Source organism: Paenibacillus terrigena DSM 21567, from assembly GCF_000374845.1.
In the GTDB taxonomy this organism is placed as follows: Bacteria; Bacillota; Bacilli; order Paenibacillales; family Paenibacillaceae; genus Paenibacillus_K; species Paenibacillus_K terrigena.
In genome coordinates, this window is record NZ_KB895428.1 from 1 (window position 1) to 16,691 (window position 16,691).

Below are 16,691 nucleotides of genomic sequence, written 5' to 3' on the forward strand. Positions count from 1 at the left end.
AACTTCGTTTTAGGCCGTCCTTTGTGGAAAGTGTTCTGTCCACGACCATCTTCTAACGAAACTCCTTTTTGAGACTTCTTAACCCAAACGAGCACCTGACATTTACTACGTATATTCAATTGCTTCGCTACTTCTCGAGAACTTACCCCTGACTCATAAAGTCGAATGGCTTCGTTTTTTAATTGTTCCGTGTATTGGATGAATACTTGTCCTTTTTTTGCCATGAAAAATCCCCTCCGGTTGCAGCGTTCAAGTCCATTGTACCAGTGGACTTTTCTTCACTGTCAACCATAAGGGGATAATATCAGAAGCGGCGGTATTTTGATTAATCCTTTTATTGTATGAAAAATAAAATGAGTTTGATGTTTTCAGCCGAGGTGATTCTTTATTCAAACAATTGTCTGTTTAACAGTATCCTTATTCTTCCTTGTATGTCTCTGAATCCTACAAGCCATATTATTTTTGTTAACTAATTGGTTTGCTCAAGCCGGCCTTGAACATTTCGCTTTAGCAACTCAAAATCAGGATGCAATGAAATAGAAAGAAAACGATTAACATACAATATGACTGGAGGAACATCAAAATGGCACAACAAATTGATACAAATTCTTTGAAAAAGGCGGAAGCAGTCACATCTATCGCTAAAGACCTTATTACACAAGCCATTGAGCAATCTGCTTCAAATCAAATTCTTTGTGAAGAAGCTCTAAAACAAGCTGCTAACGAAATCAAACAAGCTCAAACTATGATCAGTCAAGTACAATCGGCGTTTCAAACAGACAAAGCTCAACAATCAAAGTAACTTGTACCTGTAAACTGAAACCTAAAGAATAACTTAAGTCGTGGGTTTCCTCAGACTACACCGAGACAGTGATAGAGTTGAGATTATTCTCAACTCTTTTTACATGAAAAAATCTTGATTCGCTGCTGCTACTGCAGTTTCGAAGCAAAATCCTTTAACTCCTACCTATGAATTAGAACCCTTTAAATTGCGGCAATACACACGTCTCAAAGAGGGAATTAACTAATATGTCTATAAAAAAGGAACACCGTAAATTATGCTACAGTGCTCCATGGAGTTAGAGGATTAACCTTGTCTTTGCTTGTGTTTGGTATTCTCACAGATAACCATGACGGTCCTATTTCTTCTAATGGTTTTACATTTTTCACAAATAGGTTTTACAGATGGTCTAACTTTCATTAGAAGCCCCTCCTTGCCAGATTACTTTAATCAGCAATCTGCCCTTTATCAGTATAGAAATGAGTATATGAAATGAATATATGTATATAGTATATTATTCTATGATGATATATCAATTGATAATCACTGGAAATGAAGGAATGACATCAGATGTGGTCGGATTTCGAATAAAAGGACGAGCAACACATAAAGGTGAAATCCCCCTTTGCATTACTCATCCTCCAATATCCAATCGCAAAGATTGATCCAGGATTCCCGGAAGCTAGTCGAGTCTTATAATGGCCCAGATCAATGACTGAACTCGAGCTTTTTTTTAACGGCTCAAACTGCCCGCCAACCGCAATCGTTGACGATAGGGACCGACCGGTATAAAAATCAGCCCTGTTTCATCCCTGGAATCCGTCCGATAAAGCGCATCGCTGTCATTAGCGTCAAACCCGAGAAGCGGACGCCCGCCCATCCCGAGGGCGGATGCCGCCAGCAATAATCGGTGCACGAGCATCCCGGCTTCCATTTGCAGAATGCGGTATCCCCGCTTGCCGAGCTGCGACTGAAAGAAACTCCTCTCCCCTGCCACATGAAAGCTGAGCGGCACTTGAAACAAATTGATATTGGGAAGCGACATTCCCTCCTGCATCCGTTGCCTGTGATCTCCTAGACATACTGGCTGCAGCGCGTGTGCGGCGCCATCGTACCGATAAGCGCCGTCCGGAATGTCTTCGACCCCGTAGAAGCAGCCATACAGGCATACACGGGGTTCCGCCTCCTCCTGTAGTCCATCCAGGTCGTTGCGATACGAGAAGGAAGCCGTCGCTTCCCGAAGCAGAGCTGCAAGCTGGGAGAGACCAATCGGCTTCAAGACAAATTCCGTCTCGGGTGAGAACCGGTTGCGGCAAACCGTCGCCAAATCATACGACAAGCGATCTACAGGCGGCAGAGGCAGTGCGAGCGCTTCATCCGAGATTGCTTGTTCATCCTTCTGGATCTGTCGAAACAATTGCGTCGAATCCAGTCGGGACGCTTCGCTCATCCGAAGCAGCATCGGATAATCTACGATCTTCTGCGACCTGACATAGTGATCATGCCTGACTGGCGACAACTCCCGGCATAGCTCAGAGGCGAAAATCGTTTCCTCATCCTCGTTCCCGTTGGCCATCCACCTGAACGCCGGCTCCGTAGATAGGGGGATAACCGCATACACGCTCTCCTCTTGTTCCGATAGTCCGAGCAGATAATTGACGGCTTGATCGAGAAATTGAAAATGCACGCCAGACGAAAATCCGAATCGTTTCGCGACTTCGAGCATCTGTCCGATCAGAACGCCAGCGTCCAGTCCCTGCAGCCGATAGGCAAAATTATTGTATTTGTAAAAATTCTTCCAGTATACCGTAGATACGAAGGCAGCGCCGAAGCAACCGTTCGCGTCACAGCGATTCCCGAGTGACTTCGCCAAATATTCGTCATAATTTCCTTCGCGCAGCAACACCAACCGATGATGCGCCGCATCGTAATGGTATACGCCGGCAGGCAATTCGCCAAGCTTCAAATAGAGATACATTTCGCTCGGATATAACCCGCCTCCGGAAGGAACGAAGCGCCGGCACATCTGCAAGACGCCTCCCAATTCTTCCGTTGTATCCCGCTCCATAACGGATTGGGTCAATTGCGCAAGCCCGAATACATAGTAGAGGAAATGTCCGATATCGCGAAGGCTTGGTACACCGGTCGAATCCCTGCCTTCGAGCGTTGCCGGCACTTCCCTGGATAGCGGAAACATCGGTAATCCGCGATAAAGCTTGTAAGGAAGCGGCGCGTCATCCCAATCTGTCTCCCAATCCAAGGGCTTGACTTTATCCGGGTCATATTGCAAACGGTGAAGAAAAACTTCCAGATTCATCTGACTCATCGCTTTCCTCCCTGGCTTCAATCACTCGGTCCATAAGCCGTATTTATGGGAACGGGTGCGGATATGGATTAAGCTGCTCGGGCGACAAAGGCTCCAGCGAATAAGAGAGCTCCGCAGGGACCCTGAGCACTCTATCCAGTCCCGTCAAACGGATGAGATGCTGCCCGAACGTCATCGGCAGCATGCCAGGAATGAGCACTTTCACACAATGTAGTCCGTTGCGACGTGTCTCCGGAGTCGTCTGGTCGACCACGATCACTTCAAGATTCAATTGGCGAAAAACATGCAGCATGGCCTTCAAATCATCGGTCAGATCGGCGTTCCAGCCCCTCGGTTCAAATGCTTCGGCGAACGATTGCATCGGACGATCGTCATTCAGCAGAAAATCGAGCCGTTCCTCCGCCTGTTTCAACCCGTACAACATAGAGTGGTCCTCCATCTGAACGACCTGGTACGGATCGTGAATCATCCGTTCATACTGCTGACGGTTTTCCTCGAATTTCTCGCTGACCGTAAGCAGCATGCCCGCCACCTCGTGGATCGCGCTCTTCGCCGCGCGGATCGGATCCGGGTGAGCGCCCGCAGCGCAAATGAGGTTCACACCCCGCTCTTTCTTGTTTTTCGCGAGCGCCCACACGCTCGGTATACCGTGCTCCATTGTCGATTTATACAAATGCACCTCATAGCCCGCCACAGTCTCCAAACGATCCGTCATCCATCGCAATTCCCGGTCCTGGACCGAACGGTGGTCCAGGCGCGGCAGGGGCAGCCGCGCATACCAGGTCATGAGGAAGGAGTCGCGCTCTACCACTTCCAGCATCCCATAGAAGATCGCTTCCTCCAGACTGCCGCCCAGCGCGCAGCCATTGGACGTTTCGTAGACGAATCCGTGACCGCAGCCCGAACTGTAATAAGCCAGCAGTTCTGGTACGAGAATCGGACGCTGCTGCAGGAATGAATAGCCCCATACCCAATCGATCGGCCGCTCGGGATCGAATGGCTTGAACGGGAAGTCGGAGCGTTCATACTGTTCCTTCGCATGGACGCCTACGCGGAGAGGATCGAGTGCCTGGTCCTGCACATTGCGGTAACTATCATGAACGACGGATCGTTTGCCGCGGGGCGACAGACCGCAATAACGCTCCAATCCCTCCAGGATGGCTGTCATTTCGCTATCCGCATAGCAGTGTGTCCGACCTGCGCAAGCCTCATCACCGCCAAACAAGGGCAAATTGATACTCGCATCGGCGAATGGGGACACAAGGTCAACCATTTTCCCGTTCAGAAAACCGGTCCTAGCATCCAGGTATTCTTTGGCCAAAACATTATTCAGCTCATCCATCGAACGGCTGCGATACGTTTCGTCGCTGATTTTCAGGCTTGGCTGCAACGCAACGCGGGCCGTCTCCGCATCGTCTTCAGGTAATGAGCCGCAGACTGGACATAGCGGATCAGGCAGGAAGAAGTGCGACGAGCTTTTCAACGTACGCAGATCGATCAAGTACATCCGGCCTTCCATCTCCGGCTGCCCGCCCTCTAGAATCTTCACGGCTTCTGCCGCAACAAGGCATGCCACCTGCAATATTCCCGAGCGTGACGCCCAAGCGTCCCGGGCGATTCCTCCCTGCGACGCCAGATTCTGCTGTAGGTCCCACGATTCCCTGCGGTCGCTTCCTGCCAGCAGGAGCCGGGTATCCGCGCATTGCGAGCATCCTTGCCCCTCCGGACGAACCAGCGGACCGACAATCCCTTCTCCGAATGCAACAAAACCTCGCAGCCAGGGCATTCCCGACTGTCGGAACCGCTCCTCCGCCGCAAGATGAACGGAAGGATCCCATGCATCGTTCAACACCAGCGCCAAGTCACCCGTTATCGCCTCTCCAGATTCCATGCTCTTCTGCCGAATCAGCCGATAGCGGTCATCGGCAGACAATTGCTTGCTTACCAAATCCGCGAGCTGTCCTTCCCCAATGACCGTCACAATCGCGCTCAATGCGTCTCCTCCTCTCGCAGCGACACGCCAAATACACCTGCCAACTCTTCTTTCATAAACGGTTCTATCGACAAATCAACGACCGCGATCCGCTTACGGTTCAATTGCAGGATCTGCTGGACGGACTGCAGCGTCATGCCGTATTCCGACTCATCGAAGCTGGGAATCGTCAGATTCTGCGGTAAAGCATCTTCCACCTTGACCGATGAGCGCTCCAGGATTTGTGCTTGGATGTCCGCCGCATCGTTTTGGATTTTCATCAGCGCCTGTCGGAGCGCTTCTCGCAGCGCCATCGTGCGGTTGACTCCGACTCCGCCGTACCAGTACCCGTTCGTACCTACCCAGACGACCGGGAAACCCGCCGCTTCTTGCCCTAGTCCGATTACCGGGGCGTCCCGCATCGTAGTCAATGCGCGCAAGTAATAGTCGCAAAGTTCATCCTCAACCTTGCTTAGCTTGATTCGATAAACGGAGGGCATACTAGATTCGGAACGGCTTTTCAGTTCCTCGAACAGACATTTCTGCAGTCCGCGGAAGACCGCTTCCGCGACTGTCTCTCCCGCTCCGATCCCTACATATTCATCTGGCTGCGAATCGAGTTGGCTTGCGGATTCCGGCTCCGCAGGTTTGGACGCCTTCAGAACCCCGGCCAGTCGCGACACGTACGACTCGATACCGGTCAAGCCCGCTTCCTTCCTGGATTCATGGTGCGTCATTCCCGAACAGACGATCTGCGGCAGCAGCTCGGCGGGACCTTCCGACAGCGGGTCGACTGCCTGGACGCGACACTGCGAGAGCGGAAGCTGCTTCGAGTCCCCTTCCTCCCAACGGTGAAGAATACCGGTCTCTGCCGAAGTTAAGCGATTGAAATAGGAGAGGAGACGGTCTACTCCCTGCCTCTCCGTACGCTGATCGATCGGCAGGTCGAACAGATCTGTAGGATCGGCCGGATGAAAACCCTTGACCAGTGGATGAGGAAGTAACGAATGCCATTCGCCCTCTAATGTTTCCGGATTCAGCAGAAACAACTTTCCGTTCAATTCCGAAGCTGTCGTCCCCGTTACAGTCTTAAGCCATTCGAATACGACCACATTCGCGAGCATGGCTTCTGACGTACTAGAGACGTCAGTCGCCCGCTCCTCATCGCCAAGGGCGGTTCGGTGAACCCTGCGCCATGCGGATTCGAAGCAGACGTCCGAATCCGGGTGTACCAACGGCCCTACTATGCCCGCATGCTGCAAGTAGATGGCAGGCAGCAGTATCTTCTTCGCATCCTTGCAGGCAGCATGCAGTGCTCTGAGCTCTCCGGGATCGTCATCCTGAGCGACGTAGAGAACGGAGTCCGCCAATCGTACGACTTCCGGCCAATCGAGGGAGCCGTCATGCGACGGAAAGATCTCCTCAATCTCGGTCTCGGAGTCCGATACCCGCGCGGTCGCTGTCAGCTCGGAGATCCGCTGGCGATCCGTGGTCGCCGGGTTCGTGATTAACATTCGAAACCGGGGCAATCCAGATTCCAACAAAGCCGCAACTAGCGAGACAAATATCGGACCGGAACCGACCGCAATCGGATTAGCCTGCCGATAGGTTTGAAAGCGGTGAGCGCCCGAACCGCCCAAACTGTCCAGAAATTCGATCTGTGAGGCATATTTCCGTTCGATCACTTCCGAGAGGCTGTGCGTATGGTCTTGACTAGTATCCCGGACAAAGCCGTTACTCAGCAGTACTTCCGCGATTTCATAAACCCGTACCCTGTACAGTTCCGGCAGCCCGTCCGTCAGATCGGCCATGGAATAATTTCCACTCCACATAGGCATCAATTTTTCGATCCATTGATCGATCATGTCGCCTTCCATTCGGAACGAACCTGTATTATTGCGAAAATAGACGCCTCCATTCGAATCGGGGAGAAAGAACGTATCCCCTTTCACTTTCAAACGCATAGAAGGATTCAAGTTTTTATTCCTCCTTAAGGTTTTGCCTCCGGCAAAACCACTTCGTAAGCACAAACTTAGGTTTTGCCTCCGGCAAAACCACTTCGTAAGCATAAACTTAGGTTTTGCCGGAGGCAAAACCATATTGTACGCAGGGCTTCGTTTTCCCCTCTTTTTTATGTTATGTAGAGCGGTTTGTCCGTCATGTCTGATATTAAAAAAGGAACAGCCCTGCAGAACGTGACATCTGCAGGGGCATACCTTTTACTGATCACCAAGCGGGCTTTTCGTTACTCAGCGGCAGCGAGCGCAACTTCCACAACGTACGCAGTTACTGCAGCGGGAGCAGTTGAAGCAGTTGCTGCAGCGGGAACAGTTACTACATGAACAAAAACCGCCGCCGCAAAAGCCGACGCAAAAAAAGCAAATGCCAACACATAACCGGGAATCCCCCGGACCGGTCTGACCCGACGTATGCGCCATCCCCGTCGAATTGAACTGGCCGACTTTCAAGTTTTGCAGATCCTTCTGGAAATCACCCATTCTATACCCTCCATATCATTCATATCGCTGTCTCTGCATGGGGCAATCGATTTACGAGAATGTTTAGATCTGGATTCGACCGGCATGCTGCCCATCCCCATTATCGACTAGATATTTTATGTAATTGGATTCGCTAGCGTTCCTATGACAACCGACTATAAATAGAGGTGTATCGTGGGGAATATTCGTGAAAGCTACGATCAAGAGTATAAACGTAAGATGGTTGAATATATGGAATCAACGGTCTACTCTCTGCTAAATCCTAACTTCTCATTTATTACGATATGATTTAATTTATCATTTAGTTTGAAGAGTAATTCGACTGGACTTCCTTCGTGAAGAACCATTTCCGAAACTGCTTTTCTAGTGACCAGAACCAGAAAAAATACAGCGATATATAAAGCCAAAGCCACTCCTGAAACGATGGAGTGGCTTTGGCTTTGGCTTTGTATCCCAATCAATATTGTTTTCCATTCAGCCCATAATGAGTAAAATCACCATTTAAATATTCCACGATGTTCCCTGAGGGATCATAGAAATAAAATGATTTGCTTATCAATATTTACCTATTTAGTCGTATTATCAGGTGCAAGTAAATCGAGCATTGGTTTACGAGCTTCAGGTCCATAGGCAACACTTCCTATAGGAACAGCATAATCTATAGCTTCGCTCACTTTAGCAATCCATATTGGCCCAAACCCTCCGCATAGTTCAATCATTTGAACGCCATCTTTCACAAGCTGCTGGGCGATTTGAATTACACGCTCTTTCTCTTCAAAATCAATTCCGATCGCAGTAAACATGCAATCTTCGTTTCCGGTAGTAACTGTATTTTTTTCTGGACTGAATTTTGGAGATAAATAGATATAAGCCCAATTATGAAGTGCCATAGAATCATTCCTCCGGTATATTTTAGTAATTGCTCATATAGAAAATTATAAAAAATTAAAAAAATAATAGCAAATAGGTCGGATTTCGTACCAATGCTCGTGAAGCCTAAACAAAGAAGACGCCATCCAGAATACATCGGATAGCGTCTTGATATTTCGAATAGTTCTATTAAGGATTCGTTGACCACAGTCCAGCATGTTTTAATACAACACGTGGATGAAGTTTTAGCTGTGCAACCATTAATTCTGCTAAATCTTCTGCTTGCATCACTTTTTCTGGATTGCCGTCTGTTAAGTTTAGCTCAACAGCCATATCTGTTGCAACCGTACTTGGCGTTAACGTTGTAACGCGAATATTTTTCTTACGCACTTCAAGCATTAATGACTCACTTAGCCCAATAACAGCAGCTTTTGAAGCCGAGTATGCACTTGTAATTGGTGCACCTTTTTGACCAGCTGTTGATGAGATATTAATGATGTCGCCTGTGTTTCGTTCTATCATTTCCGGTAATACCGCACGTGTTGTGTAGTACACACCTTTTACGTTGACATCGATAATATTGGTCCATTCTTCAGGGGTTAAGTCCATGAAGCTACCGAATTTTGAAATGCCGGCATTATTTACTAAAATATCGATTGCACCCAGCTCGCCACGAATTGATTCAACAGCTGTGGTGATCGAGTCTAAATCCGCTACATTCGCTGCAGCGATTGCTACTTTCACATCATACTGTTTAAGTTCTTCTGCTACTTGTTGTAAATTTTCAAGCGTACGTCCAACAAGACCTACGTGAATACCTTCTTGCGCAAAAGCTACTGCTGTTGCACGCCCAATTCCACGCCCTGCTCCTGTAATTAACGCCACTTTTCCTGCGATGGTTTGCATGTTTTTCGCTCCTTTGGATGAGATAGTTTTATTATAGACTTCTTTAAGAGTAACTTCATCCTAATTACGGTTTTCCACATGGTGAAGATTTATGGATAACCTAAACTTGTTTTTTAGTCTACCTTTAAGAAAAGTTTCTTATGTCACAAATAGTTGAGTTATTAACTTATTCTAACAAGGGCTTAAGAAACAAAGCACAACTCCTCACAGATTCATTCCATGAGGAGTTGTCTACATTTATGAGAAAACCTCTATCGAGGCCTTTCGAAGATGAGTGACCTTCAAGTTTTGCTTGCAAAACTCGCTTCGAAGAGGGTAGGTTTTATCGCCAATCAGAAAGTTGTTTTTGCTTGCCAAAAACTTATACTTTCTGATGTGGTAAGAATACCTTCTGTCCGCTCATCGCACTCTCTATGGCACCCAGCACCATCGCCATGCTATGTATGTTGTCTCGGCAATCCGTCTCGGCACGACGCCCGTGTTCCAGAGCCAGGAACATCTCATCCAAGCAGCCTGCATGCCCCGTGTTTCCGTCCCACAGGAACGGTGCTTCCACGCGGACCATCTCCCGCATGAACTGGCCTTCCTGATTACCGGGAGATACCACCTCGGCATACGGTGCACCCACTCCGTCCCAGATGGCAGTTCCCTTCTCGCCCGTAATCCGCCAATCAGCTTCCCAGGATGTTGCCGCACCTTCCGCACACCATGAACCGCGGTAACAGAACACCGAGCCGTCCGACATTTCATAGATACAGATGGCGGAGGCGTTGCCTTGATACCAAGAACCTGGCGGATTGAATTCGTGACAGTACACCGATACCGGGTCTGCACCGAGTATAAATCGTGCTTGATCGAAGGTATGGATCGCCATGTCTAGGATCAAGGGGCTCTCCATTACATCGCGGAATCCACCGAAATGAGGTCCTAAGAAGAAATCTGCATTAATCATCCCGGGCTTCCCGATTGTCCCTTGTCGGATCAATTCGCGCAGCGCGCGAATATTCGGATCGTATCGCCGATTCTGCATCACCGCTAACGTCCGCCCAGTCGCTTCAGCCACCTGGATGATCTCCCGCGCTTGTTCCATCGAAGCCGCCATCGGCTTCTCGCCAAAAACATAACATCCCTGCTTCATTGCTGTCGTACTGATATGAAAATGACTGTCTGGTATCGTTACATCCAACACGAGATTGGCTTTCGATGCTGTAATCGCATGCTCCAAATCCGTATATATTCCGCACGATAATTGGTACGTGTCTTTGATTTTCTGAGCATTCTCTGCATAGAGGTCTACCAGCGCAACAATCTCAGCATCTGCCCGCTTCAATACTTCCTTCACCCATGCGTGAGACATTCCACCGCAACCTGCGACAACGACTCGATAGGACTGTGTCTGCATCCCAACCCCCCCGCTTCTATACCGGGTTCGGCACAAAAGAACCGCCGCGGCACTGTTTCAAATAATGTAATGCGTGAACTTGTCCCGTCATTTCCAGCTCATCCCGATAGACTGGATCATGCCAGCCCTCTATATCTATCGTTCCTTGATATCCTGCTTGGCGCAGGATTGTAATAATATCCGTCCAATTCGTATCCCCGAATCCAGGCGTACGGTGCCACGCGAATTCTTTGGGACCGTGAATGCCATGTTCTTTCACGATGTCCCAAGCAATGGTCGCGTCCTTGCCGTGGACATGGAATACTTTATCTGCCCACTTCCGCAGCTGTGGAATCGGATCAATCAAACTTACCATCTGGTGGCAAGGCTCCCACTCCAGACCGATATTATCAGCTGGGACCGCATTGAACATCATTTCCCAAGCTTGAGGGTTATGTGCAATGTTCCAGTCGCCTTTCCACCAGTTGCCGCCCATATTGCAGTTCTCAAAGGCAATCCGTACGCCGCGATCGGCGGCACGTTGTGCTAGCTCGCTGAACACTTCCTGAAAGCGGGGAATAGAAGCATCAATCGGTTGGTCTGTTAACCGCCCTGTAAAACCGCTTACGACATCGGCACCGAACAAATGCGCGTGATCAATGACCCGCTCCCAGCTCGCTAACGTATCGGCATTGTCTCCTTCGGCTATCAGCGGATTTCCGAATACACCCAGACTTGAAATTACAACACCATGTTCATCCACGATCTCACGTACCCTTTTCGCCGTCTCTACCAGATCAATGTCCCCCGTGGACTGCCAGAATGTAAGACTAAAAGACTCAAACCCATGGGGTAATATTTGCGGAATCACACGAACAGCATCATGCCCGCTGACCAAGGTACCTATACGCAAAAAATGATTACTTCCCTTCATTGTCTACCACTCCTAAATTGAGTATAGTATATTGCATAAGCCCATTTTAACGCCGTGAATTTGATAATTCTCTATACAATCTTGTGCTTTTTTGGTTCTATTTTGCGATAAGGAGCTTGAACGATGACCTATCCTCAAGAATTGCGCGAACACACTTATTTTAGCGATCCCTCTTATCCGATTAACATCTTCAGGATCCGACAGGAGCCTTCCCATGTAGGTGCCCCTTCACTATATATGCACTGGCATGAACATTTCGAAATTTTACTGATGATCGAGGGTCGAGCTATGTTTCATATCGACAGCAAACCCTTTGAAGCAGAACCTGGAGACATCGTCATCGTCCCCTCAGGCGCACTTCATGTCGGATACAGTGCATGCGCAGGTCCATTAGAATACTATGCCATAGTCTTTAATGCCTCCCTGCTCAAATCCAACAAGGCAACAGATTCAATGCATGCCGTCTATATCGCGCCTTATCTGGATGGAAGTCTCTTGTTCCCCATTATGCTTCGCCACACGAATACGTCAAATGCGATGTTCAAGTCCGTGTTGGAGCAGGTGATTCAAGAATTCAAAGGGAAGCAGCGCGGGCATGAGCTGATAGTCAAAAGTCACATGTATATCCTTTTCACCCTATTGTCTCGTCAATTCATGCCTGACCAACTACCTGAGAAAGTAAAGGCAAGTCATTCGAGAAATGTCGATCGGTTCAAAAAGCTTTTGCTCTATATCGACGCCCATTATCAAGAGCCAATTACGGTGGCTCAAGCCGCCTCGATTGTGAACCTGAATCCTTATCACTTCTGCAAAACGTTCAAGAAAACGACTGGATCGACGCTGATCGAATACATTAACTTTGTTCGCATGAATGCAGCCGAGCGACTGCTGCAAGATAGCGATCTTACCGTCACTGAAATAGCCGAGCGCATCGGATGCGGCAATCCGAACTATTTTACCAAGCTGTTCAAACAATATAAGGGCATCGCTCCCTCGCAATGGAGGAAGGACGCCCTTCGATCTTAGTGTTGATGATGCCGCTGCTGAATTTCATGCATTCCCATAATGACGGCCACGAGCTCGTAATCGTGCAAGGGAACATAATGTTATTTGGGCCATATACTAGTGATTATTTGGAGAGGAGTATCCCCCAATGTATTATTATCCTTATCCTGGCTACTATCAAAGGCCAACGCCTTCAACTGATCCTGCTAATGTAGATCAATTCAAATACTCTGCGCAGCAATTTCTTGTACCTGCGGCGGAAATGACCCATCTCTTGCATACGATTGCTTATAATCCTGGATACGCACAACAAATGAAGGAAGCAGCCTCAAAAAACAATGAGGAGACGATTCGCGAATTAATTAAAGCCGCAGGTGTTAAAACACCTCATTCTGTTTATTTTACTCCTGACGGAATATTCATTACGATTAAGCCAAAGGACAACAGTGCATGTTTCGCTATACGTTTATCTCTTTGTTGGTGACACTCTATGATAGAAAAAACTCCTCACAGCTATAATCCATGAGGAGTTGTCTACACATATATAAGAATGCCTTCTATCCGCTCTTTAATCTTAATGATGATGCCGCTGCTGAATTTCATGCATTCCCATAATGACGGCCACGAGCTCGTAATCGTCAAGTCGGGATGACTGGTTATCCAAGCAATACGCTCCTGATTCGAACCAACTGCTGGTCTGCTCGAATTTCGCTACGAGCCGCTCTTGCGTATCGTATATTTCATATTCCTTGGAAAAGGCCTCTGAGGTGATATCATACTCGCCCCGTCCATCCGTTTCATACGTAAACTTCTTGGAGAATAACGTCATTCGCTCACGCAGCAGGCCCAGTGACTCACCATGCGGACCTGTTACTTCCCATTTATTAGACAACATCGGAAACCGACCCGAGCAGCGAATCGCCCCCGTCTGGTCATACACATCCACTGTTGACGTGAATGCGCTCCGCATATCCAATGTACCTAACAATTTCTGTGATTCGCTGAATATCTCCGTTTCCCCACTGCTAAAGAACCGATCTCGAAACATGAGCTTCATTTTTCATACCTCCTATAACCAATACGAACCATACGAATGAAAAGGTGCAAAATAATACCATATATTAATTTTAGTTGCTCAACTTCGCAGCATAAATTACCAAATAAACCCTCGATGTACAAGAGCATATCTGCCGTCCAAGGAAGCGATAGCGACCGGCCGCGACGCGGTTAGGCAGTGCAGGGTTGTCGGTCCGGACCGAGGGCCGAATGGCCGAAGCGTGAACATCGTGTTATGTGATGTCGTTTGCCATCAGTGATCTGCCCACACATCCTTACTTCTTAACAATAGGAAAATATATATCTGTTATTGATTCTTCTGCTTCTGGCCCTTTAAATCTTTCATCATATATTTCAATGTTGTATTGATTTGCTAATCTGTATTCATTGTTTTTAAGCCAGGTTGTATATAGGTAATTGTGAACTTGACCCGCATTTTCTGCAGGTCCTTTAAAGTAAATACAATATACTCATGCTTTGGTACTTCTCTATAAACCATATCTTTTGGCAATTCTGTAGTTTCAGAAACCTCAACCCCTATAAAGTATTCAAATTTATCGGTTTCAGGATTATAATTCTCCGGATCAGTTGATAATCCAAATACTTCTCTTGTATTGATGATAATTTTCTAGCCATAAACTGTTCAGCAAGATTAATTGTCACTCTTTTTTGTACGTCTTCTAGCGTAACGTCACATGCCATACCTACCAGTAACATTCCCTGTCTTTGAATCATTTTAGATTCCATGAATACTCCTCCATTGAATGAGTTTGATATTTCACTTGCATTGGATTTCATATAACGTTGTTGTGTGCATGAAGTCCTACCATCTTAAAGGAGCGTAGCGACTGGCCGTGATGCAGTTAGGTGGTGCGGCTGTGTCCGGTTGATTCCGCTTCTTTGTTGCTGCCAAATAATTCTCTGAACCCACACCTAACTCCTTCTGGACCGAGGGGCGATTGCCCGAAGCATGCACATGGTGTTATCCGATACCAGTGCCTTCCTGAGTTTACATTCACACTGTGTTGAAGTTATTATGATCTTTAAATGATTCCTTAAAATAATCTATTGGTTTCTTGTAATCTATTGGTTTATGTATTATTCTATTCAACCACATCAATCGTTTAATATTGTCACTAAAATCATCTTCAATAAAAAACGTAACTTCCTTCATTGTTCCTAATACACTTCTACTATTTGTCTTTGAAATAACTACTTCCGCACCAAACTCTAAATATGTATTGATCAAATCCTCTTTAACTCCTTCTCGGAGCAAATATTCCCGGAGAATCAACAAGAATTTCTCTTTCAAACGCTCTAACTGTCCCGTTCTTATTCCATCAATGATTACAGTTAATCTAGTTAGATCATTTACAAAAACGATGTGTTTTCGTTTGTTTAAGTTATAGATATTTACATGCCAACTTAAAAGCGGAGGCACATTCATGTCTTCAATTGAAGTTGTTTTCATATCTTTTAATAAATCTTTAGTAAGTCTGAGAGTAATCAATTTTGATTATCCTTTCTCGCACTGGTTTCGCATAACGTCCTCAGTATTCTCGATTCCGAGAGGCTTAAAGGAGAGCCAGCGACTGGGTCGAAGACTTAGCCGCTCAGGATTGTCTGCTGATCCACTTCTTCGAATCACCTCTTGCAGACCAAGGACCGAAAGGTCCGCAGCGTGAATTCGCTGTTATCGGATGTCTGTGCCATCCTGATTGTTCTAACACTTATTTTATTCACTTTAATTTTAATCCTTTTAAAAATTTTTCTGTTATCTCATTGGTTATACTAATTGCTTCTATTCTACTACTGGCTGGAGCTGTTATCATTTGACCACTCTCCGAATTCCATCCAATACCGCTGTTATCCTTTGATTTATTTTGATCTGAAACTAATATTGTTACCTTAGTGAAATCGTTATTGAACACTAAAGTTCCATACTGGTAAGTATGCGAACCATTTGTTGCACCATTATCTTTTCGATATGTAAAATACGGATAATTAATGACACCCGCTCCTTCATTTGTAATTAGTATATTTAATTTTCTCTGATCTAATGGAACAGGTATTTCTTCACCCGCTATGTCTATATTACCTTCAAATTTTCTTTCCCCGAAGATGTTTTTGTATAACTTTCCTTCAATATTTACATTTACAAGTTTTTCTGACTCTAAAAGCTCAGTTCCTAATCTGTATTTTATACCTTGTGCATTAATATTAACTTTCTTGGGATAAAAATATATAAACATAACAATTGCTAAGGTTGTTAAAATTATTGTAATAACAGATAAAACAAGTTTCTTCATTGTGAACTCCTTATTTGTGCAGATTTCCGATAACGTTTATGTGTTCACGATGTCCCACTTTCTTAAGCCCGAAGGGCGGCCGCGATGCGGTTAGGGAGTTGGATGTGTCCGGCTGAATCCACTTCCCCGCCACTGACGATCCCTTCTCCGAATCCTCATCGGACTCCTGCCGGATCGAGGCGGCTTGTCCGCCGATGCGTGAACATGGTGTTAGACGATGCCTGTGACTTCCTTGATAATGCCAACCAAACGTGTTTATTTCCTTATGTGTTTTTATTATTAGTCTATTAAACTCCAAATAAAACAAACTATAACTGTAAATAATAATTGCATTAAAGGAATTATTGATAATATTCTCTTCTTTTCCCCTGAACCCGAATACACAAATAGGCAAGCCAGATAAGTCAATAAATATGTACTACTTAATATTAAGAATAGATACGCCAATACCTTTACATATACACTTTGAGGATTAGATTCTGCGGCTAGTAGCATTATGTCTGCAATTATTACAAAAGGATATAGTGCTAGTGGAATTCCACCTAAAATGAAAAAGATATTATTAAATTTTCTATTATTCACTTATTCACCTCAAGAATTACTTACATAATAAGTTCTTCACAGGTTTCGTATAACGTTCCTGTATCTACGAA

General features: G+C 46.3%; 17 protein-coding genes and 1 pseudogene. 4 read left to right on the top strand and 14 right to left on the bottom strand.

The window, feature by feature from the left end:
• Positions 1-224: transposase (locus tag C558_RS0126760; protein ID WP_018759375.1), on the bottom strand; the 224-nt coding region annotated here is incomplete at its 3' end.
• A 359-nt stretch (positions 225-583) separates the two neighbouring features.
• Here C558_RS0126760 and C558_RS0126765 point away from each other — a divergent pair.
• The gene (locus C558_RS0126765; protein ID WP_018759376.1) at positions 584-802 is read left to right on the top strand and encodes a hypothetical protein; all 219 of its coding nucleotides are present in this window, start codon (positions 584-586) and stop codon (positions 800-802) included.
• A 285-nt stretch (positions 803-1,087) separates the two neighbouring features.
• Here the strand turns inward: C558_RS0126765 and rpmJ are convergent, their stop codons facing one another.
• The 4 genes from rpmJ to C558_RS0126780 all read right to left on the bottom strand — a co-directional run bounded on the left by rpmJ (position 1,088) and on the right by C558_RS0126780 (position 7,055).
• The gene (rpmJ, locus tag C558_RS33430; RefSeq protein WP_078498971.1) at positions 1,088-1,201 is read right to left on the bottom strand and encodes a 50S ribosomal protein L36; all 114 of its coding nucleotides are present in this window, start codon (positions 1,199-1,201) and stop codon (positions 1,088-1,090) included.
• A gap of 313 nt (positions 1,202-1,514) precedes the next feature.
• Positions 1,515-3,107: a SagB family peptide dehydrogenase gene (locus C558_RS0126770; protein ID WP_018759377.1), complete on the bottom strand. Its 1,593-nt coding sequence runs from the start codon at positions 3,105-3,107 to the stop codon at positions 1,515-1,517.
• A gap of 43 nt (positions 3,108-3,150) precedes the next feature.
• Positions 3,151-5,100, bottom strand: a complete 1,950-nt coding sequence (locus C558_RS0126775; protein ID WP_018759378.1) for a TOMM precursor leader peptide-binding protein — start codon at positions 5,098-5,100, stop codon at positions 3,151-3,153.
• A complete protein-coding gene (locus C558_RS0126780; RefSeq protein WP_018759379.1) occupies positions 5,097-7,055 on the bottom strand; it encodes a putative thiazole-containing bacteriocin maturation protein in 1,959 nt (652 codons plus the stop codon). The genes C558_RS0126775 and C558_RS0126780 overlap by 4 nt, the downstream gene beginning before the upstream one ends.
• Before the next feature lie 183 nt (positions 7,056-7,238).
• On the opposite strand from C558_RS0126780, the gene C558_RS34040 reads away from it, so the two are divergent.
• Positions 7,239-7,421, top strand: coding sequence for a hypothetical protein (locus tag C558_RS34040; protein WP_156826284.1), 183 nt, complete (start codon positions 7,239-7,241; stop codon positions 7,419-7,421).
• 722 nt (positions 7,422-8,143) lie between these two features.
• On the opposite strand, the gene C558_RS0126795 is transcribed toward C558_RS34040, so the two are convergent.
• From C558_RS0126795 to C558_RS0126810, 4 genes are all read right to left on the bottom strand, one after another.
• Entirely contained in the window at positions 8,144-8,467 is a 324-nt protein-coding gene (locus tag C558_RS0126795; RefSeq protein ID WP_018759382.1) for a DUF6506 family protein, read from the bottom strand.
• 169 nt (positions 8,468-8,636) lie between these two features.
• Entirely contained in the window at positions 8,637-9,353 is a 717-nt protein-coding gene (locus C558_RS0126800; RefSeq protein WP_018759383.1) for a 3-ketoacyl-ACP reductase, read from the bottom strand.
• A 361-nt stretch (positions 9,354-9,714) separates the two neighbouring features.
• Entirely contained in the window at positions 9,715-10,755 is a 1,041-nt protein-coding gene (locus tag C558_RS0126805; protein ID WP_018759384.1) for a Gfo/Idh/MocA family protein, read from the bottom strand.
• Positions 10,756-10,771: 16 nt separating this feature from the next.
• A complete protein-coding gene (locus C558_RS0126810) occupies positions 10,772-11,668 on the bottom strand; it encodes a sugar phosphate isomerase/epimerase family protein (protein WP_018759385.1) in 897 nt (298 codons plus the stop codon).
• Positions 11,669-11,791: 123 nt separating this feature from the next.
• On the opposite strand from C558_RS0126810, the gene C558_RS0126815 reads away from it, so the two are divergent.
• Together C558_RS0126815 and C558_RS0126820 are read left to right on the top strand one after the other, a co-directional pair.
• Positions 11,792-12,694 carry a helix-turn-helix transcriptional regulator gene (locus C558_RS0126815; RefSeq protein ID WP_018759386.1) on the top strand — a complete coding sequence of 301 codons (903 nt, stop codon included), beginning with the start codon at positions 11,792-11,794 and terminating at the stop codon, positions 12,692-12,694.
• A 127-nt stretch (positions 12,695-12,821) separates the two neighbouring features.
• Positions 12,822-13,157 (top strand): YuzC family spore coat inner layer protein, encoded by a 336-nt coding sequence (locus tag C558_RS0126820; RefSeq protein WP_018759387.1) that lies wholly within the window; start codon positions 12,822-12,824, stop codon positions 13,155-13,157.
• A gap of 90 nt (positions 13,158-13,247) precedes the next feature.
• Here C558_RS0126820 and C558_RS0126825 read toward each other — a convergent pair whose 3' ends face one another.
• The 5 genes and pseudogenes from C558_RS0126825 to C558_RS0126840 form a co-directional block, all read right to left on the bottom strand.
• Positions 13,248-13,730 carry an LURP-one-related family protein gene (locus C558_RS0126825; RefSeq protein WP_018759388.1) on the bottom strand — a complete coding sequence of 161 codons (483 nt, stop codon included), beginning with the start codon at positions 13,728-13,730 and terminating at the stop codon, positions 13,248-13,250.
• Positions 13,731-14,004: 274 nt separating this feature from the next.
• Positions 14,005-14,354 (bottom strand): annotated as a pseudogene (locus tag C558_RS35245) (GyrI-like domain-containing protein).
• Positions 14,267-14,476: a hypothetical protein gene (locus tag C558_RS0126830; protein ID WP_018759389.1), complete on the bottom strand. Its 210-nt coding sequence runs from the start codon at positions 14,474-14,476 to the stop codon at positions 14,267-14,269. The pseudogene C558_RS35245 and the gene C558_RS0126830 overlap by 88 nt, the downstream one beginning before the upstream one ends.
• A 268-nt stretch (positions 14,477-14,744) precedes the next feature.
• Positions 14,745-15,239: a DUF6933 domain-containing protein gene (locus tag C558_RS0126835; RefSeq protein ID WP_018759390.1), complete on the bottom strand. Its 495-nt coding sequence runs from the start codon at positions 15,237-15,239 to the stop codon at positions 14,745-14,747.
• 229 nt (positions 15,240-15,468) lie between these two features.
• Complete coding sequence (locus tag C558_RS0126840) at positions 15,469-16,038, bottom strand: hypothetical protein (RefSeq protein ID WP_018759391.1); 570 nt, start codon at positions 16,036-16,038, stop codon at positions 15,469-15,471.
• Positions 16,039-16,691 lie beyond the last annotated feature (653 nt).